General features: G+C 34.0%; 27 protein-coding genes and 3 pseudogenes. 7 read left to right on the top strand and 23 right to left on the bottom strand.

What is annotated here, in order from left to right; all coding sequences use genetic code 11:
- Positions 1-164: 164 nt before the first annotated feature.
- From DET63_RS20045 to DET63_RS20035, 3 genes and pseudogenes are all read right to left on the bottom strand, one after another.
- A complete protein-coding gene (locus DET63_RS20045) occupies positions 165-758 on the bottom strand; it encodes a TVP38/TMEM64 family protein (RefSeq protein WP_113937648.1) in 594 nt (197 codons plus the stop codon).
- A gap of 334 nt (positions 759-1,092) precedes the next feature.
- Positions 1,093-1,674 carry a competence protein ComK gene (locus DET63_RS20040; protein WP_002011279.1) on the bottom strand — a complete coding sequence of 194 codons (582 nt, stop codon included), beginning with the start codon at positions 1,672-1,674 and terminating at the stop codon, positions 1,093-1,095.
- Between the two features lie 49 nt (positions 1,675-1,723).
- Positions 1,724-1,801 (bottom strand): annotated as a pseudogene (locus DET63_RS20035) (RNA-guided endonuclease TnpB family protein); the annotation flags it as partial.
- Between the two features lie 302 nt (positions 1,802-2,103).
- On the opposite strand from DET63_RS20035, the gene DET63_RS20030 reads away from it, so the two are divergent.
- Positions 2,104-2,289, top strand: coding sequence for a hypothetical protein (locus DET63_RS20030; RefSeq protein ID WP_113937647.1), 186 nt, complete (start codon positions 2,104-2,106; stop codon positions 2,287-2,289).
- Positions 2,290-2,339: 50 nt separating this feature from the next.
- On the opposite strand, the pseudogene DET63_RS30970 reads toward DET63_RS20030, so the two are convergent.
- Together DET63_RS30970 and cspA are read right to left on the bottom strand one after the other, a co-directional pair.
- Positions 2,340-2,601 (bottom strand): annotated as a pseudogene (locus DET63_RS30970) (hypothetical protein).
- Between the two features lie 26 nt (positions 2,602-2,627).
- A complete protein-coding gene (cspA, locus tag DET63_RS20020; protein ID WP_002011282.1) occupies positions 2,628-2,831 on the bottom strand; it encodes an RNA chaperone/antiterminator CspA in 204 nt (67 codons plus the stop codon).
- A gap of 279 nt (positions 2,832-3,110) precedes the next feature.
- Between cspA and DET63_RS20015 the strand changes: the two genes are divergently transcribed.
- Positions 3,111-3,605 (top strand): DUF6584 family protein, encoded by a 495-nt coding sequence (locus tag DET63_RS20015; RefSeq protein WP_113937645.1) that lies wholly within the window; start codon positions 3,111-3,113, stop codon positions 3,603-3,605.
- Between the two features lie 136 nt (positions 3,606-3,741).
- Here the strand turns inward: DET63_RS20015 and aceA are convergent, their stop codons facing one another.
- The 12 genes and pseudogenes from aceA to DET63_RS19955 form a co-directional block, all read right to left on the bottom strand.
- Positions 3,742-5,019 (bottom strand): isocitrate lyase, encoded by a 1,278-nt coding sequence (gene aceA, locus DET63_RS20010; RefSeq protein ID WP_113937644.1) that lies wholly within the window; start codon positions 5,017-5,019, stop codon positions 3,742-3,744.
- Positions 5,020-5,044: 25 nt separating this feature from the next.
- Entirely contained in the window at positions 5,045-6,634 is a 1,590-nt protein-coding gene (aceB, locus tag DET63_RS20005) for a malate synthase A (RefSeq protein ID WP_113937643.1), read from the bottom strand.
- A 186-nt stretch (positions 6,635-6,820) separates the two neighbouring features.
- The gene (locus DET63_RS20000) at positions 6,821-7,486 is read right to left on the bottom strand and encodes an S-layer homology domain-containing protein (RefSeq protein ID WP_113937642.1); all 666 of its coding nucleotides are present in this window, start codon (positions 7,484-7,486) and stop codon (positions 6,821-6,823) included.
- A gap of 362 nt (positions 7,487-7,848) precedes the next feature.
- On the bottom strand, positions 7,849-8,499 hold the full coding sequence (locus tag DET63_RS19995; RefSeq protein ID WP_113937641.1) for an S-layer homology domain-containing protein: 651 nt from the start codon (positions 8,497-8,499) through the stop codon (positions 7,849-7,851).
- Between the two features lie 400 nt (positions 8,500-8,899).
- Complete coding sequence (locus tag DET63_RS31065; protein ID WP_395922792.1) at positions 8,900-9,091, bottom strand: S-layer homology domain-containing protein; 192 nt, start codon at positions 9,089-9,091, stop codon at positions 8,900-8,902.
- 77 nt (positions 9,092-9,168) lie between these two features.
- On the bottom strand, positions 9,169-10,077 hold the full coding sequence (locus tag DET63_RS19980) for a DMT family transporter (RefSeq protein ID WP_113937640.1): 909 nt from the start codon (positions 10,075-10,077) through the stop codon (positions 9,169-9,171).
- Positions 10,078-10,296: 219 nt separating this feature from the next.
- Positions 10,297-11,088, bottom strand: a complete 792-nt coding sequence (locus tag DET63_RS31130; RefSeq protein WP_415750039.1) for a methyl-accepting chemotaxis protein — start codon at positions 11,086-11,088, stop codon at positions 10,297-10,299.
- 156 nt (positions 11,089-11,244) lie between these two features.
- A pseudogene (locus DET63_RS31125) lies at positions 11,245-12,024 on the bottom strand (MCP four helix bundle domain-containing protein); the annotation flags it as partial.
- A 137-nt stretch (positions 12,025-12,161) separates the two neighbouring features.
- A complete protein-coding gene (locus tag DET63_RS19970) occupies positions 12,162-13,436 on the bottom strand; it encodes a M48 family metallopeptidase (RefSeq protein WP_113937638.1) in 1,275 nt (424 codons plus the stop codon).
- Positions 13,437-13,668: 232 nt separating this feature from the next.
- Positions 13,669-13,968: a hypothetical protein gene (locus DET63_RS19965; protein WP_113937637.1), complete on the bottom strand. Its 300-nt coding sequence runs from the start codon at positions 13,966-13,968 to the stop codon at positions 13,669-13,671.
- A gap of 31 nt (positions 13,969-13,999) precedes the next feature.
- A complete protein-coding gene (locus tag DET63_RS19960) occupies positions 14,000-14,356 on the bottom strand; it encodes a hypothetical protein (RefSeq protein ID WP_113937636.1) in 357 nt (118 codons plus the stop codon).
- A 1-nt stretch (position 14,357) separates the two neighbouring features.
- Positions 14,358-15,206: a CPBP family intramembrane glutamic endopeptidase gene (locus DET63_RS19955; protein WP_113937635.1), complete on the bottom strand. Its 849-nt coding sequence runs from the start codon at positions 15,204-15,206 to the stop codon at positions 14,358-14,360.
- A gap of 139 nt (positions 15,207-15,345) precedes the next feature.
- On the opposite strand from DET63_RS19955, the gene DET63_RS19950 reads away from it, so the two are divergent.
- Together DET63_RS19950 and DET63_RS19945 are read left to right on the top strand one after the other, a co-directional pair.
- The gene (locus DET63_RS19950; protein WP_113937634.1) at positions 15,346-16,050 is read left to right on the top strand and encodes a response regulator transcription factor; all 705 of its coding nucleotides are present in this window, start codon (positions 15,346-15,348) and stop codon (positions 16,048-16,050) included.
- Positions 16,051-16,059: 9 nt separating this feature from the next.
- The gene (locus DET63_RS19945; RefSeq protein WP_113937633.1) at positions 16,060-17,802 is read left to right on the top strand and encodes an ATP-binding response regulator; all 1,743 of its coding nucleotides are present in this window, start codon (positions 16,060-16,062) and stop codon (positions 17,800-17,802) included.
- Between the two features lie 307 nt (positions 17,803-18,109).
- On the opposite strand, the gene DET63_RS19940 is transcribed toward DET63_RS19945, so the two are convergent.
- On the bottom strand, positions 18,110-19,012 hold the full coding sequence (locus tag DET63_RS19940) for an AraC family transcriptional regulator (protein ID WP_113937632.1): 903 nt from the start codon (positions 19,010-19,012) through the stop codon (positions 18,110-18,112).
- Between the two features lie 136 nt (positions 19,013-19,148).
- Here DET63_RS19940 and DET63_RS19930 point away from each other — a divergent pair, with 136 nt between their 5' ends.
- Together DET63_RS19930 and DET63_RS19925 are read left to right on the top strand one after the other, a co-directional pair.
- Positions 19,149-19,634 (top strand): RNA polymerase sigma factor, encoded by a 486-nt coding sequence (locus tag DET63_RS19930; protein WP_002168921.1) that lies wholly within the window; start codon positions 19,149-19,151, stop codon positions 19,632-19,634.
- Between the two features lie 5 nt (positions 19,635-19,639).
- Complete coding sequence (locus DET63_RS19925; RefSeq protein WP_113937631.1) at positions 19,640-20,761, top strand: anti-sigma factor; 1,122 nt, start codon at positions 19,640-19,642, stop codon at positions 20,759-20,761.
- 67 nt (positions 20,762-20,828) lie between these two features.
- Here the strand turns inward: DET63_RS19925 and DET63_RS19920 are convergent, their stop codons facing one another.
- The 5 genes from DET63_RS19920 to DET63_RS19900 all read right to left on the bottom strand — a co-directional run bounded on the left by DET63_RS19920 (position 20,829) and on the right by DET63_RS19900 (position 24,638).
- Positions 20,829-21,440 (bottom strand): hypothetical protein, encoded by a 612-nt coding sequence (locus tag DET63_RS19920; RefSeq protein ID WP_113937630.1) that lies wholly within the window; start codon positions 21,438-21,440, stop codon positions 20,829-20,831.
- A gap of 484 nt (positions 21,441-21,924) precedes the next feature.
- Positions 21,925-22,902, bottom strand: a complete 978-nt coding sequence (locus tag DET63_RS19915) for an HD domain-containing protein (protein ID WP_113937629.1) — start codon at positions 22,900-22,902, stop codon at positions 21,925-21,927.
- A 388-nt stretch (positions 22,903-23,290) separates the two neighbouring features.
- Positions 23,291-23,707, bottom strand: a complete 417-nt coding sequence (locus tag DET63_RS19910; RefSeq protein ID WP_016093106.1) for a YvaD family protein — start codon at positions 23,705-23,707, stop codon at positions 23,291-23,293.
- Positions 23,704-24,066 (bottom strand): DMT family transporter, encoded by a 363-nt coding sequence (locus tag DET63_RS19905; protein WP_016093107.1) that lies wholly within the window; start codon positions 24,064-24,066, stop codon positions 23,704-23,706. The genes DET63_RS19910 and DET63_RS19905 overlap by 4 nt, the downstream gene beginning before the upstream one ends.
- A gap of 14 nt (positions 24,067-24,080) precedes the next feature.
- Positions 24,081-24,638 carry a TetR/AcrR family transcriptional regulator gene (locus tag DET63_RS19900; protein WP_002087086.1) on the bottom strand — a complete coding sequence of 186 codons (558 nt, stop codon included), beginning with the start codon at positions 24,636-24,638 and terminating at the stop codon, positions 24,081-24,083.
- A 577-nt stretch (positions 24,639-25,215) separates the two neighbouring features.
- On the opposite strand from DET63_RS19900, the gene DET63_RS19895 reads away from it, so the two are divergent.
- Entirely contained in the window at positions 25,216-26,106 is an 891-nt protein-coding gene (locus DET63_RS19895; protein ID WP_113937628.1) for a CPBP family intramembrane glutamic endopeptidase, read from the top strand.
- Positions 26,107-26,241: the final 135 nt, after the last annotated feature.

Below are 26,241 nucleotides of genomic sequence, written 5' to 3'. Positions count from 1 at the left end.
TGAAACTTAATCGGTAGGGGTTTTGTTCATCCCCCACCGATTATTAGCCCGCACCAATCGGGCATTTACGGGCAGTTTGATCTCCCACCTAACTTCTTTGCTTCAGTCGAATTTTTTGGTGGGAGTTTTATTGCCCCCAAATAGCGGGACAAAGAAGAATTTTCCTACTGTAGTTCTAACTTTACTTCAATTTTTTTACCGACATACCATAAACTAAAAATAACAACGCCCACAATAACCGATTTCACCGGCTTATGAATAAATGACACTAAATCATGACCGATATACGTTAAAATAAAGATCATAACAAGCTTTCCGAATGCTAATGCTAGTCCAAACTGTTTTACGCTAATGCGAGATAAACCAGCTACAACGTTTATAAGCGCAGATGGTGTGAACGGAAAACAAAATATAACAAAGATTGGCGCGAACCCTTTTCTTTCAATCCATCCCATCGCTTTTCGCACTCTCTCATGCTTATTTACAAAAGAAAAGAAACGACTTCTTCCAAAGCTACGAATAATGAAAAATACAAGCATTGCACCAATTACTGACCCAATCCATGAATAAAGAAAACCGAACCAAAAACCAAATGCAACAGCATTCGCCAACACAAACACAATGAGTGGCAATGCCGGAATAAGCGCCTCTATCATCGGTAAGCCAATACCGAGAAGCGGTCCGAACGCACGATAACTTTCAACAATATGATCCATATTTTCTGGTGAAAAATACTCTTTGATTGTTTGAAAATCCATTCTACACTTTACCCCTTTACTCTAATTACTACCTCTACTGTATCATCGCTTAAATGAAAGAGGAAATGGTAGATACGACATATGGAGATGTATTTATTAAAGTTTCCATATCATTCGCTAGAATTCCTTCATTATTATGCTATGATAATCTTTCAATATTCGACAAGGTTTGTTGTATGTTTGGTTGTTTGAGGAACAATATTTTTTGATGATTTTTTCGGTAAATGAAATTACACCGGTGATTTTCTGAATACATCGATCACAATTTGATTTTTATCGACTTTCCGACAAAAACAGACAAATAAAAAGGATGAGTCTCCCCATCTTTTCCCTCTCACACTTCGCCTTCCTTCACAAAATACACTTTCTCATATGCTGGTGTTAATTTAGATTCTTCATTTTTATCAATCTCTTTAAAGCAAGGATTTCCTTGTTTTTTCTTACGATCTTCATACTCTGTCCGTAATTTCGCTGTACGATTTTGCTGATTTTCAAAGCTACTTTTTGACATTTCTAGTTTCACAGCGAAACCATTTATAAATCTAATAATAAGATTTCCATCTTTTAATTCTTTATTATCTTCAATATGAAAATGAGATAACCACGCACACTCTTTTCGAGAATAAGAATACGTAGGGAAAAAATAAAGTTGATCTGTCGGACTAATTGCGATAGGAGCTTTATGTGTAATACGAGTTAACTCCTTCGTTCCTTCTTTTCTTCCAAAGAAACTAGAACCATGTTTCCGGCAACTTCTCTCTATAATATCAAGAGGCTTTTGAAATACGAAAAAAGAATCTTCCATTTCAACAATTCGCGTAACAACTTTCTTTTCTCCTAGAACAACAGGAAGTAAGGCCATTGTATTTTTGCTTACAACATAGTTTTCGACATAACGTTCTACTTTACTTTCCATAGTCTACTGTCTGCTACTACAAATATAGGCAAATGTATATCCTTAGAGTATGTAGTTTTTGCACGCTAAGAATACTTTTATCTATACTCGCTCTTTTGTTAGTAACAGATTTTTCACCTCTCTTTTTTTAATTTTCGATTGCTATTTAATTTCCCTTCTTCATTTCCCTTTTATAGTAGCACCTACGAAAAGGAAATGGTTTACATTCTGCGATTCTTTACAAATACTTATAATAAATCAAATATAATACAAATCTGTTAATGATAATATATGGATACCAAAAGAATAATCTGTATAAAAAGAGGATTCTATATACGAAAAAAGAATTTATATCATTTGTAATATGTTTAACACATTCCCCTTTTCATATAATTACAGCAATTAATTTTGCTATAATTAAAATATAAATCAAATATACGGAGGTCTCTCATGGAAGAAAATCAAGATCATCCAACAATTCAAATGAAAAATAGTAACATTGTTATCGTAAAAAATTCAGCGAGTATTATATTCGGTTTATTTTTTATTTTACTGTTCTTCGCGAAGCCTTTTCGTAAATCTAAATGTCCAGAATGCAAGAAACGTGAAAAGAAAAAAGCTGTGAAAGAACACTAAAAGGCCTTCCTTTACGGGAAAGCCTTTTTACATACTGATTACCATTTCCTTCATTCTTCTTCATCCTCAAAAAAACCTACTATTTTTTCTTCCAAGATTCTCTGTATCTCTTTCAACCTGTACTATGATTATATATGGTTCTTGATCTAAATAACGAGAATGAGACTTCCTCAAATCAATTACCGTCACTTTATCATTTTCATAAGTTTTCGAGTACGCCTTTATTTCTTCAATCGCACTTTTTAGGCTGTCTTTATTACTAATATAAATATCGTATATCTCAACAACAAAAAAAAGGATGGCATAAGCCATCCTTTTTTCTATAATAAACTATAAAATTATAGTTTGATTACGTTTTTAGCTTGAGGTCCACGGTTGCCATCTTCGATTTCGAAGCTAACTTTTTGGCCTTCTTCTAAAGATTTGAAACCATCAGTTTCGATTGCAGAGAAATGTACGAATACATCGTTTTCGCCTGGAACTTCGATGAAACCGAAGCCTTTTTCGTTGTTAAACCATTTTACTTGTCCTGTAACTGTCATAATTATTTCCTCCTAAGAAAATACATTTTATTATTTAGTCTTCATGTATAAAAAAAGAATCCACACATTATCAAATTCGAAACATAAACTAGTTCTCACATACTTTTCCCCGTTTGTTTTCGGCACTTGATAATATATGGATTGCTTAATTTAATTATTCAACTGGTATTATCATAGCATACTTAAAATAGAATGTACAATCCTTTTTAAAAATAAAGTTTCTAAATTTTAGTATTTTTTATAAAATATAACCACACCTATTCTAATAAGGAGGCGTGTATGACAGAAATAATCCCTAAAAAAACATTAAAGAGAATTGAAAAAGATATTGAAAATAACAACCTTGGAAAAGCAAGAGATAGATTACACGGATTAATCGCTACTTATCCGAATGAATTAGAAATTAGGAAAAAACTCGGTGACATTTACTTTACATTACAATACCCAGAAATGGCTGGACGGTATTGGTATCTTGAAAAAGAGAAAACAGATGTTATGCACGCGGCATGTCTACAATTTGAAAAATCGATGGGAAACGACTCTTATCATATTGTACGTGCTTTAAAATTCAAAGGAGATCGTAACATTATTACAGGACTACACACCGAACGTCCCTTACAGCCATTGCAGAAAAAAGTGATAGAGAAACTAATTGATGATTATGAAGAAACATGGAAAGACAAACTATTTACATGGGGCTGTCTATCATTATTCGCATTCCTTCTTTTCACTGCTATTATTGGTATATTCACTATATTGGATTGGATATTTTAAATAGAAGTGAACGTCCCACAATACGACGACAAATAAAATCACATCCACTTTCCGACAAAGTTTAACAATGTCAGCGACGTAATAATAAATAAGAAAAGTGCCCCCAAATTTTTTTGGGGGGCACCTACTTATACCTTTATTTCGTAAACTGTTCTTCTTCTGTGGATCCTTTTAGAGCAGTCGTTGATGAAGTACCGCCTGTAATCACTTGTGCTACTTCATCAAAGTATCCTGTTCCTACTTCGCGTTGATGGCGCGTTGCTGAGTAACCGTATTTCTCTGCTGCGAACTCTGCTTGTTGTAATTCAGAGTACGCTGCCATGCCGCGCTCTTTATAACCACGCGCTAATTCAAACATGCCGTAATTTAACGAATGGAATCCAGCAAGCGTTACGAACTGGAATTTATAACCGTACGATGCAATTTCTTTTTGGAAGCTTGCAATCGTTTTTTCATCTAATTTTTGTTTCCAGTTAAAAGAAGGGGAACAGTTGTAAGCAAGTAGCTTCCCTGGATATTTCTTATGAATTGCGTCCGCAAAGCGTTTTGCATCTTCTAAATTTGGCTCCGACGTTTCACACCAAACGAGATCTGCATACGGCGCATACGCTAAACCACGTGCAATTGCTTGATCAAGACCTGCTTTCGTATGATAAAACCCTTCTGGCGTTCTTTCACCTGTAATAAACTCTTGATCAACTGGATCGATATCGCTCGTAATTAAATCTGCTGCATCTGCATCTGTTCTTGCAACGATAATTGTTGGTACACCCATTACATCCGCAGCAAGACGTGCCGAAATTAAATTACGCACCGCTGTTTGCGTCGGTAATAATACTTTTCCGCCTAAATGCCCGCATTTTTTCTCTGAAGATAATTGGTCTTCAAAGTGCACGCCAGATGCACCCGCTTCAATCATCCCTTTCATTAATTCAAATACGTTTAACTGTCCACCAAACCCAGCTTCAGCATCCGCCACAATTGGGACGAAATAATCTGTATCACCGCTACCTTCCATATGCTGAATTTGATCAGCACGTTGAAGTGTTTGGTTAATTCGTTTTACAACAGCTGGCACACTGTTCGCCGGGTATAAGCTTTGGTCAGGATACATATGTCCAGAAAGATTCGCATCTGCCGCTACTTGCCAACCGCTTAAATAAATTGCTTTTAATCCAGCCTTCACTTGTTGCATCGCTTGGTTTCCTGTTAATGCCCCAAGTGCATTAATATAATCTTCTGTATGAAGTGATTTCCAAAGCTTCTCTGCACCGCAGCGCGCTAACGTATGTTCAATATCAATCGATCCGCGCAGACGAATTACATCTTCAGCTGTATATGGACGTGTGATCCCTTTCCAGCGCGTATCTAATTCCCAGCTTTCCTGCAATTTATCAATTCTTTCTTTTTTCATATGTTCCATCCCCTTTTCTTGTTTCTTATAAAATTTCATAACCCGGTAATGTTAAAAACGGCATGAACTCGTTATTACGAACAAGGTTTGTAAACAGTTTTGTAGCCTCTTCAAATCTCCCCTTATTAAATGCTTCCTTACCAATCTCTCTTTCTATTTTTGCTAGTTCTTCTTCTTTCAATTCTTCCATCAATTTAAAAGTGATATTACGGCCATCACTTAGCTTTCCACCCTCATGACGAATCCACTGCCATACTTGTGCTCTTGATATTTCCGCTGTTGCCGCATCTTCCATTAAGTTATAAATTGGAGCTGCTCCTCTCCCGCTTAACCAAGATGCAATATATTGAATACCGACGTTAATATTCGTGCGAAGACCACCTTCTGTAATCGTTCCCATCGGTACTTCTAATAAATCCTTTTCTGTTACACGTATTTCTTCACGCTTTCTAAAAATTTGATTTGACGTTTTCATTATGTGATTAAATACTTCCATTGCAACCGGTACAAGTCCCGGGTGGGCAACCCAAGTCCCATCATGACCGTCTAAAGCTTCGCGCTCTTTATCAGCACGCACTTTCTCGAAAGCTGCCTCATTTGCTTCTGGATCATTTTTAATTGGGATTTGCGCCGCCATCCCTCCGATTGCTGGCGCGTTACGACGATGACACGTTTGAATAACTTTCAAAGAATACGCGCGCATAAACGGCGCTGTCATCGTGACTTGCGCTCTATCCGGAAGTAAAAATTCATTATGATTACGGAAGCTCTTTAAGAAACTAAATATATAATCCCATCGTCCGCAGTTTAAACCAGCAGAATGATCTCTTAGTTCATACAAAATTTCATCCATTTCAAATGAAGCGTGAATCGTTTCTATTAACACAGTCGCTTTAATCGTTCCATTCGGAATACCGATATACTTTTGAGCGAATATGAAAACGTCATTCCATAATCTTGCCTCTAAGTAACTTTCCATTTTCGGTAAGTAAAAGTATGGGCCACTTCCTTTTGCTAAAAGCGTCTTCGCATTATGGAAAAAGTACAATCCAAAATCCACCAAACTGCCAGACATGTTCTTGCCGTCAACTTGCATATGCTTTTCTTCTAAATGCCACCCTCTCGGACGCACAATTAATACAGCTGTTTTACTATTTAAACGATATTCTTTTCCGTTTTCATTTTTATGTGAGATCGTTCTCACAGCAGCATCTCGTAAGTTAATTTGACCTTCGACAGCATTTCTCCAAGTTGGTGCATTCGAATCTTCAAAGTCTGCCATAAAAAGATGTGCTCCTGAATTTAAAGCGTTAATGACCATCTTTCTATCCACCGGACCAGTAATCTCCACGCGGCGATCCTCTAAATCTTTCGGAAGCTGGGCGATTGTCCAATCCCCTTCACGTATATGCTTTGTCTCTTCTAAAAACGTAGGAAACTCCCCCGCATCAATTCTTTTTTGTTTCTCCACACGCTTTTGTAAAAGTTCCGTGCGGCGTTCATTAAAATTTTCATGCAGTTCCTTTAAAAAACTAAGCGCCTCAGGTGTCAATATTTCGTTGTACGCTGGTAACATTTCTCCGGCCAGTGTAACCCGTGAAGTTTGCGTCGACATATTAGCATCCCCTTTTTAAACTGTCTTATAACAGATTTGATTTTATGTTTTATATTATATAACAAATCTTCAGAAAAGGAAGTTTTTTTTGAAAATTTAATGTTTTTTTACAAAACTGTGTTTATCCATTATGATTTCAAGCAAAAAAAGAGTCAGTGTTATATAACACTGACTCTTTTTTATTATTTATTCAAAAATTGTTTTAAATAAGAACTGCGCATATTGTTCACGTGTTACTTTCATGTTTGGAGCAAAGTTTCCAGTTCCATCTCCTACAGAAATACCATTTGAACCTACTGCATTAATCGCATTGTATGCCCAATGTCCTTTCGGTACATCTTTAAATCCTTGTGTTCCTTTTACTTCTAATTCATATGCTACTGTAAGCACTTGAGCCATTTCTGCACGTGTTAGTGTATCTTTCGGTCTAAAGTTTCCAGTTCCATCACCGTTAAAGATACCTACCTCTGTTAATACTAAAATTTCTTCTAAGAACATTGTTGATTTTTCATTAATATCTTTGTATGGATTCTCAAGGATATCGCCTTCCTCGAATACTTCACTGAAATCGATAGTACGATAAATTAAAGCAGCTACTTGTTCACGAGTTATGTTATGTCCAAAACCGAACACGCCATTTCCATAACCAAGCATAATTTCTTCTTGTGCTAAAGTTTGAATTGCTTCGTAAGACCAATGTCCTGCTGGTACATCTTTAAAGATAGCCTGACTTGCTTGTTGTGGCTTAGGCTTAGCAGCTACTTCAGCATTCGCTGTAGCGCCTTCAGCACTAAATGCAATTCCACCCATAATTGTTAAAGCTGTTGCTACTTTTAATATCTTTTTCTTCACTGTATTCTCTCCCTAAAAAAAACATATTTTTTTCTAATATAAAGAATTTATGGAAAAGTAACAATACACTTACCCATATAATGTTTGTCTAATTTGTGAACTGTATTTCACATACTTATCTTTATACTTAATTAACAATAAAGTTACTAAATCGTACTTTTTTTCAATAAAAAGTAACTATAATTAACCTGTTTTTTCCATAAATACTAACCATGGAACTATGAACAGCAGAATAAATATACAGATAAACAATTTAAAATAAGAAAAAAGCGCGTAATTCCCGCGCTTTTTTTAAAGAAATATGATATATTAATATAATTTTATTTTTCTTGTACTATTTTTTAAAAAACTTCCGTTTCATGTTATTCATCTTTCAAATGAAAATTAATAATAGCTTTATATAAAAATGTTGCATATTGCTCACGTGTTACAACTTTATTCGGTTCAAACTTTCCATTTCCTGTCCCTACTATGACATTATTTGATTGCAGAGCACTAATTGAATTTTTTGCCCAGTAATTATTCGGTACATCTTTAAATGTATGCTGTTGCTTCACTTCAAATGAAAATGCCTGTGTAAGAACTTGCGCTACTTCTGCACGTGTAATTGTTTCCCTAGGTCTAAAGTTCCCCTTCTCATCACCTTTAAAAATACCGCGCTCTGTTAATGCTAAAATTTCATCTGGAAACATTGTTGATCTTTCAGAAATATCCTTATAAGGATTTTTTAATGGGCCTTCATGTTTTATATTAAGTGCGCGATACAGTACTGCCGCCACTTGTTCACGTGTTACGTTATCACCTACACCAAACTTTCCATTTCCATAACCTAGCATAATTTTATTATATGCCGCATCTAGAATATAATCATATGCCCAATGGTTTACTGGGACATCGTCAAATACAATCATTTCAGGATATTCTTCTGCTTTTATGTTAGGAACATTTGCACTTACCAATAATCCACCCATAATAGTCGCTGCCGCCATTATACGGAACATTTTTTTCTTCATAGTCCTCGCTCCTTCATTTCCACTTTATTAAAAGTGGAACATAATAGACTAAATTCTTTCCCCATATTACATATGCTGTATTTGCAAGCCCTATGTAATATATTGCATTTTTAACATCTATTATTTTGAAGATTACTAGGAGAGCCAATTCGCTCTCAATTCCAATTGGTATTCTGAATTGCATGCAAATCATTTGAAGAAATATTCTTATCTTTGCGCTCTAGTTTCTCTGTTTGATTTTCAAAAAGGATAAACAAAAGCTTTTGCAAAGATGTTATATATACAATATTCTACTATCTACTAATCAAGTCCTTCACTTATAAAAATTTCACTTTATAGACAAAAAAAGCGCAAATATCATATTTGCGCTTTTTTCGATCTTCATAGATTAATCGTTTGCTTAGAATCTTTGAATTGTATTATTTAAGAACTTCGCATACTGTTCACGGGTTACAAGTTTTTCTGGTTCAAATAAACCATTACCCGTTCCAACTATAGCTTTATTTGCTGAAACAATATCACCGCTAACAAATATCCACCCTATTAAACTTAATGATGTAGCTACCTTTAATAACTTTTTCATCCTTCTCATCCGCATCTTCCTTTATTTTCCTACTCTTATATTGTATAAAAAATAAGGGGATTCTCAATACGATAGGAGGTAATTTTTCACACTTCATAATACGTATTTTCTTTTACCACCACTTTTTCATCCTTCGTTTTTCGAAAAGTAAATGCCATTCCTACAAATATAAGAATAATCCCTACAATTTGCATACTAGTCGGTCTAAAACCGGTAAAAATCGTATCTAACAAAATTGCAACAGCAGGATCTAAAAACACTAATACAGAAATAAGTCTCGTCGGTAAATCCCTTAAACTGTCAAAAAACAAGTAATATACAAACCCAGTATGTATAAGTCCTGTCGCAGTAATCATCATCCAGTTCATCTCTGTTAATCCTTGAAAATGTCCGAAATCTACGAATGGCAGCAATAAAAATATGCCTAAAAACGTTTGTAAAAAGGTCATCGCATATGCGCTCGTATGCTGAATCCCCTTTCCTAGTAACGTGGTAAAAGCATAAAATAAAGCCGCAAGAAGTGCCCATACCATTCCAGATGACATTAATTTCTCAAGTGACATACTACCGTCCACTCCAGCTACTAACACTGTGCCGATAAAACAAATAACAATGGACATAACAGCAAATACTGTAAGTCTCTCTTTAAATACGATACTACCGATCATTAATACGATAATTGGCGCGAGATGATACACTGAAATCGCAATTGTAATCGACATGAGTTCAAACGCTTTAAATAAAAACACCCAGTTAAAAACGAGAAATACGCCACACGCTAATATTTGCACAATTTCTTTTTTATTCCATTTCTCATTTTTATATTGTCCTGTTGCAAACCAACATAGCGTTAAAAATAAAGTCGCACAAATACAACGAATAAATACTAATTCAAAAGATGGTAAACCCGTTTGGACAGAAAAAAATCCAATCGATCCGAAAATAGACATCGAAAGGATCATTTTTATAGTCGGCATTGATTTTGAATGAAACAATTTTCTCCTCCCCCTACAATCATCTTTTTATAAACTAAAAATTCTAAAAACATTACATATCATTATATATCACAATTGAAAAACTGTAAAAAAATAGAATGTAAAAAGTAGAATTCACACCAAATCTTCATAATAAAAAAATCATCCTTTATTTCTTATAAAGGATGATTTTTTTGCTATTTATTCAGAGGAATTTCACTATATATAAACTTAAATATACTATTTTTGAAGAGTAAATTGTGAAACAATCTGCTTTAATCCTCCTGCTACGCTATGCAGATGCTCAATTGAAACTGAGATTTCTTGAACTGATTTTTCTTGCTGTTGAATAGACTCTTTTACCCTATCAGTTCGATCAGATGACCTTTGAGAAATTTGCGCCATGTCTTCTGTAGAAGCAGAAATCTCCTCACTACTCGCTGCAATTTCATCTGTAGACATAGATACCGTTTGAATTTGCTCAGATACTTGCTGCACTTTTTCTGTAATTGTTCCAAATACTTTTTCTGTATGCATTACTACTTGAGTACCTGCCTGCACCTCATTATCTACTTTCCCCATCATATGTACCGTATGGTTCGTTGTTCCCATAACTTGAATAATAAGTTTCTCAATTTGTTTTGCAGAATCACTAGATTGTTCTGCTAATTTTCTTACTTCATCTGCCACAATTGCAAATCCTCTACCACTTTCTCCAGCACGTGCAGCCTCAATTGCGGCATTTAATGCTAATAAGTTAATCTGAGAGGTAATACCTTGCATAACATCAATGATTTTAACAATCTCTTCTGATTGTTCCTTCATAGTCTCAACTTGTTTGACACCGCTATGTACTGAATTTTGGATTGTATCCATCTGTTGAATCATTTGTTTCATTAATTTGTTACCACTCTCTGCATCTAATGCTGATTGAGCAGACAATTCATTCACAGAGGATGATGTATTCACTATACTCTGCATTCCTTGTGTCAACTCTTCCATCGCACCCGCAGTTTGCTCCATTGCTTGCATTTGACTCTCTGCACCATTTGCAACTTCTTCAATATCTATAGTGATTTTCTTCGCTGCACCACTAGATACTTCCGATGCAGATACTACTCCGTCTGCATGTTGGAATAAAAGCTGAATATTATTATCTACTTCTTGCATATTTGCTCTTAGCCCTGCAATCATCTCGTTAAAATCACTTACTAATAAGCCCAATTCATCTTTAGCATTATAATCACCATATACAGTTAGATCCCCTTCTTTTGCTCTTTCCATCATACGACTAACCGTTTGTAAAGGAGCAACTATAAGCTTGCTAATAATATAACTTACTATACATATAACGATTGTAGTAACTACTGCAAGAATGATAAAAGTAATAACGGACTGATCTATCATTTTTTGAGAATCTTTAAATACTTGATCAGCTAAGTTTGAAACATATGCTTCTAGATCTACCGCATAACTAGCTAACTCTACTCCCTTTGGTTTTAATTCCTTATGAAATTCGTTTACCAGCTGGGGTTCGTTTGTCACCTTCGCTTTTTCAAACAACTTTTTATATGTATCCATATAACTTGGCAAAGATTTCTTCATCTTCTGAAACAGTTCATCCTCTTGCTTACTTAAATTAACGCCATCATCATATTCTTTTAATAAAGAATCATATTTCTTTAGATCCTTTTCAACATTACCAATAATCCCCTCTTTATTTGTCCCCTCATTTTGTGACACTGTAATTAATTCTAGTAAGTTATATTCTAGTGAATTTTGTGTACGAAGCATCCCTTCTAATAAAATTGCTGAATTTTGATAATCATCTACGACAATTTCCGTATCATACTTAATCTGATTAATTGAATTAACTGCTACACAACTCATAATTACCATGCCCAAAACTGCTAATGAGATAAGCGAGAGTAATTTATGTTTCACTTTTAAATTTTGTAAAAAATACATATTTCACCTTTATTCCTTTATATATAGATTTTTAGAATTTTATAGCTTATTATTTACAAAATCACAATAAAAAGCAATGATAAATATTCCCATTCTCAAACTTATATTTTTATAGAAAGAAAGAAGTAGCATAATCGCTACTTCTTTCTTTCTTTTTTCTGTTTTTCATATTGTTCAAACGTATGAATTCTTTCGAAAATTGGTGGATGTGTATATAAGAAAAACTTCACTAACGCAGGCGGATTCACTTGGCTTAAACTTGTTTTTGATAAATATTGAAAAGTTTTCACACCTGATTTTCCATCTTTCGTCATGTCTAGAGCGTATTGATCTGCCGCCCGTTCCTCTATACGAGAAACGTAGTTTGTTGCTGGTTGTGCTGCAAAAGATAATAAAGAGGAAATTAAGAAAAATAAAGGTAAAATTGAGAAACATGCTAATTTTGGAATTTGCAGTGTATCTCCCCATTTTCGAATACACATATTTATAATACGACTAATTAAATACATACCTATAAACGATAGCAACACATAGCTCGCAACGCCCCAATATATATGTTTCATTACGTAATGTCCCATTTCATGAGCCATTATAAATAAAATCTCTTTATCTTTTAATTGCTTAAGCGTCGTATCCCACATTACAATGCGAGAGTTAAGGCCAATTCCCGTTACGTACGCATTTAACGAATTCGTTTTTTCCGACATATTTACTTCATATACGTGCTTAGCTGGAATATCAGCTTTATCTGCCATTGTCAAAATTTTCGTTTCTAATTCTTTATTTTTTAGCGTCGAGAAATCATTGTAAAGTGGATCAATAATAACAGGTTGCACGAACGTTAAAAAGATTGTAAATGGTACAGAGAGCGCCCATCCTGCTAACCACCATCTCTTCGGGAATTTACGGATAAGCCATAAAAGAACTGTAACAATGAGTAACATAGTCGCATAATTCACCCAAAAATCGATAACATGATCTTTTATCCAGCTTTGTGTACTTTGCGTGGAAATGCCATAATCAACGGACACTTTACGCCCGATCCACTGCATCGGTAATGCAAGAACTGTTGTTAGTAGTGATAAATAAAAGAAATAAATCGCAACTTGTAAGACATTTATTTTGGTCGTTTCCTTCGACCATTTCTCAAACTTTTTTGAAATACCGAGCACGAGTACAAATAATAAAATAATCCATTCAAGAGGCGTCGCTAAAAAGAACAGTAAATTTTTCACACGCGAATAATCTTGACTTAGCGTAAGCTCCCTCGCATTCATAAAAGTTTCTGGATCTGCACTCGTTCCTTTATACATGTCCGGAATGAGTTCATGATTCCATCCAAATAAATACCAATATATAAGTAATGCAAACCCAACGTACAAAAAAAGCGACCACCCAATAACTTTCCTCACGCTATTCCCTCCTCTATGCTGCCTGTCTATTATTATTGTAAGTTCGTACTTTCAAAATTAGAACAAGCTAATCGTGATAATTGTTCTAGCTCGTTCAATTTACATAAAAAAACTCTTCCATTACAAGAAGAGTTTCACCTATTTTCTTCGGCTCATAATCTAGTATAAGAAATGTACTTTCAAACAAGCTCCTTTTACATATCCTATATATTCATAACCCTTAAAATCCGCCTTAAGGAAGTACATCTATTAACAAACTAAAATCTTGCAAAGAAAATGAACTATATTTCATAATACCTTGCACAGCTAAAAGTAAAATAAGACCGGTCACACACATATAATTAACGCTTTCTTCACTCTTTTTTTCAGCAACTACTCCGCCCGTTATGCATAGAACCCCTAATAAATGGAGCGCTAAATACATAAAGAAATACGCTTCCTCCCAGCGAAGAATAACATTGACTGTCGTTATCAGCACTATACTAAGCACAATCAAATAAAAAAACTTATTTGATGATATTGTTTCATTCATATAATTTTATACATCCCTTTCAAATTTCGAATTAATGATGTTTCAAAGCTATAAAGTAAATGATTGTTTTCATGCCATAAAACAAAAGGAAAGCCACCATTACTTTCTCGAATACTTTATGAACCCACATATACTTCTCTTCATTTTTTTTGAAGATGCGCTTCATCATTTCTTCTACAATTAGACCAAATATTAGTAAAACCCCTAACACAATAAGAAGAGAAATAATATTTTCTTTTAAATGAGTACTAGAAAATAAGTAATACTCTGGAAACGCAATTGTATCTACTACAGGTTGTAACCAATGACAAACGCTTTTATCACACATATCTGTAAGAGACGTAGACTCTATAATGTCTTTCAATATTTTTTCAAACGTTTTCTTCATCTTACTTACCGCCCACTACATCTGAAAAACTCTTTTCCTGCTCTACATATATAGCCGGCATTTCTTTATTCCAATATTTGCGGTTAACAAATAAAAAGATGAGTACTAAGTTTAATCCCGTTATAAAAATAATAAGTCCTGGAAAGAACGTCGTATAGTGCGAAAAATCGGCAAAACTCATTATCTTTTCTCTACTTACTAAAAAAGAAGAACTAAGCACAAGGGCATTGTTTAACATATGAATAGCAATTGGCATGAGCAAGCTTTTCGTACGAATATATACGATTGATAGTACGACGCTAAACACAACTGCACCAAGGAAATCAACATGTAAGCAAGCAAATAAAAGTGCTACAACGACCATTGCTATACTAGTACCCCATTTCGCTGCAAAACGCTGTAGTAAAAATCCTCGAAAAACAAATTCTCCGACAATAGGCGCGATAAATACAACCCTAATAAATTGAAATACATATCCCCCGGTACTATCTATAATCGGTTCATGCAAGGCATTCATAATAAAATCTGGTGTAATCCATGCAAAGCTGTACATATATAAAATAAGATAGCCGTAACTAAACATACAAAGCATAATCGCGATGTACAAAACTTGCACTAGGTTAAATGTTTCGTTTCTATTAATAAATAATGAAAATGAAACACGATGCTTTCTATATCCGTAAAAAATCCATATTATTGGAAGGATATAAAATATAAGCATATTTATAAAAGATGAATTTTGTATATGAAATGTACTTTCTAGCAATTCATTACTACTTCGTACTATTAAAATTAATAGTGCAAATACAATTAAAAAATATCTAGCTCGCATCGTTTGAAACGGATTCACATTCATCTCCTCCCCATGTTACTTTTATCATATCATTTGAATCTTAATTTTTTGTGAAAGAAAACCTTAAAATTTCCTTAAAAATTCCATAAGTTACAAAAAGATGATATGATATTCGAGGAAATTAGGAGGGATTCATATGTATCACGCAAATATTCTACTCATTGATGATGAAACAGCAATTTTACAATTACTAACTACCATTCTTGAAAAAGAAGGTTTTTCTCATATTACAACTGCAACATCAGCTGAATTAGCTTTATCTCTCACCGAAAAAAACAATTACGATTTAATTATTTTAGATGTCATGCTTCCTGGACAATCTGGTTTTGATATTTGTCCGATTATTCGCCAACAAACAGATTGTCCGATTTTCTTCCTATCAGCGAAGGCATCTGATTTAGATAAAATATCTGGATTTTCATACGGTGCAGATGATTATATTACGAAGCCATTTAATCCATTAGAAGTCGTAGCTCGTATGAAAGCACAACTTCGAAGACATATGAAACAAACAGTACTACACGAACAAAACGCACACTCCATTTCATTTGGGAGATTTGAAATTGATCAACATTCTGCGGAACTAACAGTAGATGGAAACGTTGTCGAATGTTCCGCTCAACTCTTTCAACTACTACTATTCTTTTGTGAGAATCCGAACTACGTATTTTCGAAGGAAGAATTATATGAAAAAGTTTGGGGAGCACCTGCCTATAATGGAGATGATAATACTGTTATGGTTCACATTCGAAAACTACGTGAAAAAATTGAACAAGATCCAAGTAAACCAGAATACATAAAAACGGTTCGTGGACTTGGCTATAAGTTCATTACAAAGTAGGTTAAAGATATGAATTTTAATAAACGACTTATAATCCAGTTTATTTTACAACACGTTTTTGTCTTAGTTACGTTACTTATCGCAGTAATTGCTTCTTTTTCTTATTTAATTTTTCTTCTTAATAGTACTTTATATGAACCTAATATTTCTGATTATGATACCTTTACAATCTCCGAATATATTTCTTCTGAAGACAATAACATTACTTTAAAATCTGAGGTAAAAGATTTAATAACAGAAAAGAGTGATTGGCTTCAAATTGTAGATGAAGATGGAAAGGTCCTTTACAACTTTAATACGCCTAACGATGTTCCGACCTCTTACACAAAGACATCCTTACTTACGTATTTACAGAATAGTAACAACAATATTTATAAATTTAACTATTGGGAAATTAAATTAGAAAAGAAACCAGTGATCGTTATTTACGGTGCCAAACTAAAAAGTAATGCATTACTAAAAACGATACAACAAGGACACCCTTCTTTATCATTAAGTGAATTTGCATTAACTGAACAAGAAAAACAATTACTTTCTAAAGAAAAAGCAACACTGCAAATATTTAATAACAATGGCGAAGAAGTTTTTTCCTATCCAACTGGGAAGAAAAAAACATTTTCGGCTATAAAAACGGCTATTAATGAAAAAGAACCGTGGAATTATAAAGAAAATATATCTAGTTTTTACGATTCAAATAGCGGTCATCTCGTCGTTGTATCCGCCCCAAACGCTCATTATTATCCAGATGATGAATTAGATGATATATTTACCAAGAAACTTCTAATCGGATGCAGCTTAATCCTCCTTATTGTGTTTGTTTATTTAGTCATTCTTTCAATTTGGTATGGAAATAAGTTTGGAAAGCCTTTATTACACACGATGCGCTGGCTTAAAAACATAGCCGGAGGAAAATATGAAGAACCTGTTAGTAAAAAAGGCAAACCTGTTCGGTTTCGGCGCTCCGGTAAAGAAAAATGGTCGTTCCGTATATTCAAAGACGTTACAAACTCACTAGAGCACCTTTCTATTACTTTGAAAAAGAACGATGCAATGAGAAAAGTACTGCAACAAACACGTGAAGAGTGGATTACGGGCCTGACGCATGATCTAAAAACACCGCTTAGCTCTATATACGGCTATGCATTATTACTAGAATCGAAGCAATATAATTGGACGGATCAAGACATTCAACAATTTGGCCATGTAATGAAAGAAAAATCTCAATATATGACTACATTAATTGACGACTTAAGCTTAACATATCAATTAAAAAATGATACTCTTCCTGCGCAACACGTAAATGTTGAAATTAATCAGTTCGTCCGAAAAGTACTATTACAATTTATTAATAACCCGACACTACAAAATCAAAACATTGAATTTGTGCCAAGTTCAAGCAAAATCCAATATTTTATTGAAGAAAAATGGTTCCAACGTATTATCGAAAACCTACTCGCAAACGCTGTAAAACATAATAATGAAACGACAAACGTAATCGTAAAACTTTCGCAAAATGCAAATTCATTTACACTATCTATTTCAGATAATGGAAAAGGTATGGATGATAAAACGAAAGAACTTCTATTCGAGCGATATTACAGAGGAACGAATACAGAAGAAAGCAACATCGGAACTGGACTTGGTCTCGCCATTACAAAACAGCTCGTTCATGCCCATAATGGAACGATTTTCATTGATAGTGAACTTGGAAAAGGAACGACGATTATACTTGTGTTTCCGTTTAGTTCGTAGAAAAGGCGCTATATGGCGCCTTTTTTCTTTTCTGGGGGAGTTCCACGGTAAATGAAATTATATCGGCGGTTTTTTAAATATATCGGCGCAACTCAAAATATATCAGCGATTTTTCAAATATATCGACCGTAACTCGAAATATATCAGCGATTTTCAAGATATATCGATTTGTCGACAAAAATCGTCAAATGTAGCAATCTATATTATAAGAGGATCTGTGTTTCATACTCCTTACAAAAAACAATTCAATATTCCCCCCCGTATTACGGATAAAAAAGCGAACCTCTCTGGCTCGCTTTTCCTCCTATTATTTCTTCTTCACTGGTATCCAAAGCTCAACTTGAGCGAACTCACTTTTATCTGCATGGCAACGCTCATCGTATTGTTCAAACTCTGTAACTCCGCAATGTTCATATCCTGAATGCGGAAACCATTCTGAGAATACTGCATTCCACGTTTGGTGAATAGACGATACCATTTCTTCATGAGGAACTTTTGGCGTTGTAAATACTGCATACGTTGCGGATGGGAATGTACGCTTTGCAACTGCATTTGGTACATTTTCAAAGTCTGTAACTTCCATTCCGATAATATAAGTGAAGTCCCCTGTTTCTAAATTAAAATCAGTACATAATCCTAGCTCTACCCATTGGCTCGTATCTTTACGATTCGGAATCGTCGTTCCAAGATCTTTTTGTAAATATTCTTGCCAAAATAATGGGATATCTTGATGGTTTTTTCCTTCTTTACTTGTCGTCTTCAGCTCATAACCCGCCATTAAAAATTCTGGTTTATTTACAATACGATATTCCATTTGTATGCCCCCTAAATATGGATTTAATTTTCTTTGTTTTACATTCACTCTATAATACATTGGTGTTTCAATTTCTTGTTTTCGATATTCACTTGGTGTCATTTGAAATAATTTTTTAAAGGCTCTCGTGAACGTTTCGTGAGATTGAAAGCCATGCTCAAATGCGATATCAATAACTTTTTCATCCGTATGAGAAAGTTGATAAGCTGCCCGGGCTAACCTCCTCTTTCGAACATACTCCATTACTGTATCGCCTACTAACGCCTGGAATACACGATGAAAATGCGACTCAGAAAAACCTGCAACACGTGCTAAATTACGCAGCGTTTGTTTTTCCATTACATCTTCCTCAATATAATCAATTGACCTTTGAATTTGTGTTTCATAGCTTTCCATCTCTGTTCACCCGCCTTATATGTATTATGATAAAAGAGAATCCTATCCAATTCTTGACGTTTTTTACTATAATTTCGTAAAAATTGTAACTTTTTTATATGTATTTCGTTGTTATGTATGAAGGGAGGGAAATGTAGTGAAACGTAAACAATCATTAGAAGAAATTTACTCAGAGCATATGCAAGATTTATTTCGCTATCTTCTCTCCCTAACCGGAGATTCTCATAGTGCTGAAGATCTCATGCAAGAAACATTTTACCGGATGCTCGTCCATATTGACTATTATAAAGGAGAAGAAATTAGGCCGTGGTTATTTACAATCGCCTACAACGCCTTTATCGATTGGTACCGAAAAGAAAAGAAGTATAAAACAACGCAAATTGAAGAATTCCATTTACCAAACGTGCCAAGTACAGAGCACTCTTATTTCGTAAAACATGAGATTACGAGTTGGTTACAAAGTATATCCTCTCTTCCGCTCGAAAGACGAAATGTGTTACTACTACGAGATTACTACGGATTCTCTTATAAGGAAATAGCAGAAATGACTGGTCTCTCGTTAGCAAAAGTAAAAATTGAGTTACACCGAGGAAGAAAAGAAACGAAAAGCATAAAGGAGTGATACAGATGGGTTGTGCAGAGTTTAAAAAACTGTGGACGAAATACGAAAAAGGAACGCTCACACATGACGAACAAGAACAGTTAGAAAGTCATATAGAAACTTGTGCAGAATGTGAAGCTCATTTAGATGAATTGCTTGCGAAGAGTGAACCCGTAAAGAAAAAATTACCGCCAAAAGATCTTAAAGTTCCTTTTTGGAGAATTAAGTGGAAACATCGGTTACAAACGTTTGGTTTTATATTATCCATTTGCATCGTTATATATATAATCGGCGGGGTATTATCAGCCTTTTATTTTCAAGCTAATAATGATAAAAGGCTAGAAGAAATTAGAGAAGTTCCTTCGCTTGCACTTGAAGCAACTATCCCAAATAGCCGTGTTATGGGGGGCGGAACAAGTGTAGAAGCTTTTTTCCGTACGAACAGCAGCTTCGATTTAGTAAGAACCGTCGGTAAAAAAGAAATGCCACTCGGTACAGTAGAAACAAAAAGCTTCTTATCATCTGTAGATGTCACGAAACAAACTTGGATGAATCCGTTCTATCAACCAAAGCTCTTCTTTGTTCATCCCAAAACAAAGCAGGGTGATTATTTAAAGGATTCCTCAAAAAAAGTATGGGATACACTTGCAAAAGTACATGATGGAACCGTTGCAGAAGTAGCAATTTCTTTTGATAAAACTTACACTTTAAAAGAATTAGAACCGCTTTTATATAGCATATTCGAAGCACAAGAACTCCCTCCAACTCCTGTATGGTACGCTTTAGATACGGGACAAGAAAAAACAAATGTAGAAGATTACATCCTACATGGCGGGGAAGCTATAGGATTTCCAGAACATGTAAGATTTCTAGGTAGTAACGCAGACAAGTACAAAACGCCAGAAGATCAAGTAATCGAAATGATGCGCGTCCTTTCTATCCATAAAAAAACGGTAAGTAAAATAGCAGCACTTCCTGAGAAAGAACTAAACTTAGATAAACGTTATAAATATGTAAAAGATAACGGCGTAAAAGTATACGGCATTGTCATTACTGGGCCGTCGAAAGAATTATTAAAATTACAAAACTCCCCGCACGTACGTTATGCGACTCTTGGAGATATTGAGGTTTGGAATTGGTTTGATTAGTGAAAATGAAAAAGTTGTGTAGAAAATAGCTGCTATTTTCTACACAACCTTTTTAATAATTTAAAACCTATATTTCACTAACAGAATCCGTGAATAAAGCGTGGAATACGTTAACTTCCCCCATACGTAAACATTCCGTTTCTATATCAGGAATTGTAGTTCTAGCAACCTCTCGTTCTACTCTTACAAATCCTTTTGTATTCATTAGTTTTTCAAATTTACAAATGGTATCCATTTCTATATCAATGATTTCAAAAGCCCACTCTCTTAACTCTTCATCATATGTTGTTTTTAATACGTAGTAATAATAATATTTATCAAGTAAGCTAACAAAAACCCCTAAATCAAGGCGCTCGCCTCTTGATTTTCTTATCCAATCAATATCATCATTTAACATCGGTTCTTTTCCGTTTAGTAACACATTATATTCTAGACAATTATATAGGTTTAAATCTGTATAGTCTGACACGTGATAATCACAAAATGTTGACTCGATTAAAGACAAAATTTCCTTTTGAGAGCTTTCGTTTTTTATAAAACTCTCTTTTAAGGCTACAAACTTTTTATGCTCTTTGGACTCCTCGTACAATCCTTCTTCTTTCACGATATTTTTCGGAAAAAATTTGTAAACTGTTTCTTTTAATTCATTCATCATTTCAGGTTTTGCCGTTTTAACCATTCTGTAAATCCTCCTATGTTAAAAAGAATTCTCACCGCAATAAAGAATCACACCCTAAATATGTTATTAATTAACAAATAAATTATATTAAAATAAGCAATATGATTCAATTCTGTTTTTTTAAAATTTTTCTGTTATAATGGCTGATTCCGAACATTTTCTTTATCATAATATGAAAATTACAACAAAAAACGACAAAAAACTTTAAATTACCTTAAAAAATATAACAATCCCTATATAAAGAACGAAAGATCCTAAAGCGATTATTGAAAAATATATTATTTTTGTCACATTAAAAATTAGTGCTTTTTTCACAAATTATTTTTGGTGGAAAACTTTATAAAATTTATTTTTCACTATAAAAGGTATTTCTCTGGTAAAATATTATAGTCTCGTAAAAATGTAACACATTTCCATACGAACAACCCTTTAAAGCGAAAAGGTGTCATCATAATTGATGACACCTTTTCCTATTACAAATAAACTAATTAGAAATCACTTTCACATACATCCCTCTTATCGCCTTTTCATAAGCGATATCGCTCATCTGTCTTATTTTTTCCGATATAACAGACGATCGAACAACTTCACCTTCACGAAGTAATGGAGGATCAATAAGACGCACTTTATTTTTCTGATGTAGATCATACTCATCTCTATCTTCTTTTACTTCTATACTTGGATGAACTTTTCTTAATAAAGCATCTACTTCATGATCTTTACATAGCTGTAATTTCGTAATAAGCTCATGATCTTCAAGAAGAAAATCATCTGGATGGATTATCTTTTTATGAAGAGCTAATTTTAACGTTTTAGCTAACATATCGTTTCCATAAATATTCATTGGTTTCATAAAGAAATCAATTACTTCTTTGTAATACGTCTTCGTAAACCACTCTGCCATTTCGATACTTTGAAGAACCATTTTCCCATCTACTTCGATTAAGTCCTCTAAAAAACTATGAACTTCTTCTAAAGAAATATATCCATATGTAAACATATCCCGTAATGTGTAATCCACTCGGTCTGCACATAATTCTGGCGCAGATCTTTCAAGTAATGTCCACTTCGAATCATCTAACAAAATATCTTCATAGTTATAACCATGTTTTGAAAGAATCGCCGGAATTTCCGAGTTTTTCACGACAGCACTAAATATTTCTTCATGATAACTTTCATTTTCGTTATCAAAAACATAATCAATCACATGAGAAAAAGCAGTATGCGATACGTCATGCAGTAAACCAGCAATCTGTTCTTCTACTGAACCACCAAGCTTTTTAATTAACAACATAGCACCAACTGAATGATCAAAACGTGTTACATTCCATTTCTCATTCATTAAGTAACTTGCCCCGGCTTGATGAACCCCTTTCAGCCTTTGCACAGGTTTACTTAAAATTAATTCTTCTAACACTTTATCTACTTTAAACTCACCGTATATGACATCTGATATGATCACTTAAAATCCCCCTTTTCGAGCAGAGTCTTCTTATAGTATCTCTTTTTCCAAGTAGAGTAAATACGGACATTCCACCCTTATATATCTATAATTAAAAATATATTGATTTTACGTTTATTTTTAATTATATTATAAATGTCTGTTATTTGTTTTAATTCATTTATTATACTTTTATTGAGCGCTCCTTATATGGAGCCTTTTTTTATTGAAAAATGTGGGGACTTTCATTTCTATCAAGCTAAGATATTAAAGTATCCCAAAAAGAAAATTTTATCTCTTCATAGTTGTCCATGGGAATTCAGTTCGTTTTTTTATTTCGCGAAACAATGTACTTCTTAACTTGATGGCGATGTGGCGAGTTCCTTTTCTTCCTCCACTCCGATTATACCTATTGAATTTTCTTCTCTCTTATCTCATGCCAGCCACACTCTCTCCAAATAATTTTTAAATAAAAACATGGATAAACTAATAAATATAAATTAGGAATCCACCAAGAAATATCGAAATCTAAACGGATTGTCCAAAATGCTAGAGCTTGTAATCCTGAACAAAAAGTTAAAATTAATGATACGAACGCAAAATGGCTCCAAATAGGATTTTGTTTAAAGTGCAAATACAAACTTAAGAATCCCGTCAACGAGATTAATAAATCTAAAGGTAGGAAAGACCAATTCCATGCCACTAAAATAGGATTTTGATAATCTTTAAACAAATATTCTTGTGGAATCATATGAAAAATTGTTATGAACCAATACATAACGAACCCAATATCAGTAATAAGGAAAAAATATTTTAAACGGTTCAATGTACATGCTCCTCCACCACTTCTTTTTTCTTCTCTTCATGTGCTGCACTATTAAAATTTAAGATTACAACTCCAATTAAAATAAAAAGAATCGCTAGTATCTTAATTACATTGATACTTTCTCCAAAATAAACAAAACCAATTATTGTAATCGTTACAATTCCCATACCTGACCAAACTGCATATGCAACGGACATCTCCATCCCCTTTAATGTAAATGACAGAAATGAAAAACTTACTACATAAAATACAAAAATAAGAATACTTGGGACAAGTTTCGTTAATCCATCAGATAGTTTCATCGCAGTTGTACCAGCTACTTCAAATAAAATTGCGAAGCATAAATAAATCCACTGCATTATTCTCCCACCTTCTATTTCGAATTGGAAATTCCATACAACAACATGTCCATAATTGATTCAAGCATACTTCCTAATGTATATTCACTCTTTTCAATAAACATAGGATCATATATGCGATTCAGTGCTCCTAAATATACTTCAATAAAAAACGGAACTTGAATTTGTCTAATACTCCCTTCCCTCATTCCCTCCTCTATTAACCGTATTACAGTAGACCAACCTTCACGTAAAAATTGATCTAATTTCAACCATTGATTATAATGGTTCTTTTTTAGTTCTACTAATAAACGTGCATCCATGAATTTAAATTGTTGTGGAGTGCAAATTAAAATGCTTCTTATTTTTTCAACTGTTTGTAACGTATCATCTTCAGCGATATTTTTTTCCTTTTCTTGAATACTTTCTATAACATTGAGAATAACTTCATCTACTATCTCATCTTTTGAAGAGTAGTGCTCATAGATTGTCCTCTTACTCACAGCTAATTGTTTTGCTAAGTCACTAATTGTAAATGTAAATCCCTTCGTTTGAATTTGATAAATTGTTTCTGTTAATATTCTTTGTTTCATAATCCGCCCCCTAAACCCTTGGTACCCATTCAGTTTTATTGGTACCATTTTATTTTACAATATTTAACACTACCTACACAACTAGTATTTCACAAACTCTCTTTTATTTAACGAATTAAAATCGCGTCTGTTAGTTCTCCTAGTTCAGCTATTTAATATCTCAATCGTTGTTTCAGCAAACCAAAAACTGGTAAAATATAAGATTACTGAGGACGATAAAGGTGCATTTATAGTATCTTGATCACATAAATTTAAGAAATTAGATGCGGAAAGTAAAAAACTACATGCACAGTTACAATTTGTTTATGCAGAGGTTTATGAAAAATAAGGGGCCATACCTGACTGTTCAACAATCGGGTTAATTTGCAGGGTAATACTGATACATGAAGCTCTAGATAAAGTTAAACGCAACTCTATAGTTTTTAGGAATTACGTCGCATACTGTTAGAAATTTGATAACATAAGTATATTATTGAATTTCATCAAAAAATATTACCTAAATAATGATAGGTACAATGCAGCGAACGAAGCCACTTGGAAACTAATTTATAATTATAGTATGAAAGGTCGGATAACTATGAGTAGTTATTTTCCAAAAGCGGGGAAGTTAATTGGTGGGATAATTATGCTTATTATTTTTCTTTCATCTCTTTGGCTTATATGGACTGGAGAAACAAACATTCGTTATAGTGGAGATCATAAGGGCACGATGCCTTTTTGGAACAAGTGGATCCCTGTTATTGTCGGTATACTCTTTGTCCGTTTCTTACCATTTCATCATAAAAACTATAATCCCCTTCAACAGTCTGAACCAAGGCGCATCATGATTCAAGCTATTGTCTTATTCTTGAGTGGATCCCTCTTCACGATTAGTCTTCTCACCACGAACTTTGAAGAGATGGCATTACAATTGTGGTTTATGATATTTAAAATTATTTTATTATTATTCACCCCATTAATGCTTCTTTTGTTTTATAAAAGTAACCCTAAAAAAGAGCGACCAAGATCTGTAAAATCAATAGAGAATAATAGATGGTATCGTTTTACACCACTTATTGTCATTATAATCTGGGGTTACTTCAACTTCTTTTCTACATTCTCTACACCATTTGTTTCAGCGAGAATGGAACCCACGGTTTTAATCTTAATTTTACTCGTAGGGTTTCTTATAAATAGTGTACTTGAAGAGCTTTTTTATAGGGTTTGGTTGCAAACACGTTTGGAATTATTACTAGGTATTTGGCCGGCTATTCTTCTTACTTCATTGTTATGGGCGAGCTGGCATATCGCATTACACGGCTCTGGTCATTGGGATGTTGATACAGCTACGGTCATTGCAAACCATGGTATCGTAGGTCTATTCTTAGGATGTTTGTGGGCACGTTATCGCAAGGTATGGGCAATTATTATTGTCCATGGACTAATTAATGCACATCCACAACAACTAATTGAGATTATATTCAAGTAAAGGGCGCGATTGCGAAATAAAAACTAAAATGGGCTATACATGATATTATCCCCTTTAGGTAGACAGTGTAAAAAGACCATGTACATACATGGATGTTACACTATTACTTGGAGGGGATTTTTCATGACTAAAAAA

This window comes from Bacillus sp. DB-2 (genome assembly GCF_003315125.1).
In the GTDB taxonomy this organism is placed as follows: domain Bacteria; phylum Bacillota; class Bacilli; order Bacillales; family Bacillaceae_G; genus Bacillus_A; species Bacillus_A mycoides.
Note: the sequence above shows the minus strand (reverse complement) of the source record. Positions and strands in the feature narration are given on the sequence as shown.

Bases quoted from the DNA above. Each gene is read 5' to 3' on its own strand.
- DET63_RS20045 (WP_113937648.1), bottom strand. From the start codon at position 758: ATGGATTTTCAAACAATCAAAGAGTATTTTTCACCAGAAAATATGGAT.
- DET63_RS20040 (WP_002011279.1), bottom strand. From the start codon at position 1,674: ATGGAAAGTAAAGTAGAACGTTATGTCGAAAACTATGTTGTAAGCAAA.
- DET63_RS20030 (WP_113937647.1), top strand. From the start codon at position 2,104: ATGGAAGAAAATCAAGATCATCCAACAATTCAAATGAAAAATAGTAAC.
- cspA (WP_002011282.1), bottom strand. From the start codon at position 2,831: ATGACAGTTACAGGACAAGTAAAATGGTTTAACAACGAAAAAGGCTTC.
- DET63_RS20015 (WP_113937645.1), top strand. From the start codon at position 3,111: ATGACAGAAATAATCCCTAAAAAAACATTAAAGAGAATTGAAAAAGAT.
- aceA (WP_113937644.1), bottom strand. From the start codon at position 5,019: ATGAAAAAAGAAAGAATTGATAAATTGCAGGAAAGCTGGGAATTAGAT.
- aceB (WP_113937643.1), bottom strand. From the start codon at position 6,634: ATGTCGACGCAAACTTCACGGGTTACACTGGCCGGAGAAATGTTACCA.
- DET63_RS19995 (WP_113937641.1), bottom strand. From the start codon at position 8,499: ATGAAGAAAAAAATGTTCCGTATAATGGCGGCAGCGACTATTATGGGT.
- DET63_RS31065 (WP_395922792.1), bottom strand. From the start codon at position 9,091: ATGAGAAGGATGAAAAAGTTATTAAAGGTAGCTACATCATTAAGTTTA.
- DET63_RS31130 (WP_415750039.1), bottom strand. From the start codon at position 11,088: ATGCAAGCAATGGAGCAAACTGCGGGTGCGATGGAAGAGTTGACACAA.
- DET63_RS19965 (WP_113937637.1), bottom strand. From the start codon at position 13,968: ATGAATGAAACAATATCATCAAATAAGTTTTTTTATTTGATTGTGCTT.
- DET63_RS19960 (WP_113937636.1), bottom strand. From the start codon at position 14,356: ATGAAGAAAACGTTTGAAAAAATATTGAAAGACATTATAGAGTCTACG.
- DET63_RS19950 (WP_113937634.1), top strand. From the start codon at position 15,346: ATGTATCACGCAAATATTCTACTCATTGATGATGAAACAGCAATTTTA.
- DET63_RS19945 (WP_113937633.1), top strand. From the start codon at position 16,060: ATGAATTTTAATAAACGACTTATAATCCAGTTTATTTTACAACACGTT.
- DET63_RS19940 (WP_113937632.1), bottom strand. From the start codon at position 19,012: ATGGAAAGCTATGAAACACAAATTCAAAGGTCAATTGATTATATTGAG.
- DET63_RS19925 (WP_113937631.1), top strand. From the start codon at position 19,640: ATGGGTTGTGCAGAGTTTAAAAAACTGTGGACGAAATACGAAAAAGGA.
- DET63_RS19920 (WP_113937630.1), bottom strand. From the start codon at position 21,440: ATGGTTAAAACGGCAAAACCTGAAATGATGAATGAATTAAAAGAAACA.
- DET63_RS19905 (WP_016093107.1), bottom strand. From the start codon at position 24,066: ATGCAGTGGATTTATTTATGCTTCGCAATTTTATTTGAAGTAGCTGGT.
- DET63_RS19900 (WP_002087086.1), bottom strand. From the start codon at position 24,638: ATGAAACAAAGAATATTAACAGAAACAATTTATCAAATTCAAACGAAG.
- DET63_RS19895 (WP_113937628.1), top strand. From the start codon at position 25,216: ATGAGTAGTTATTTTCCAAAAGCGGGGAAGTTAATTGGTGGGATAATT.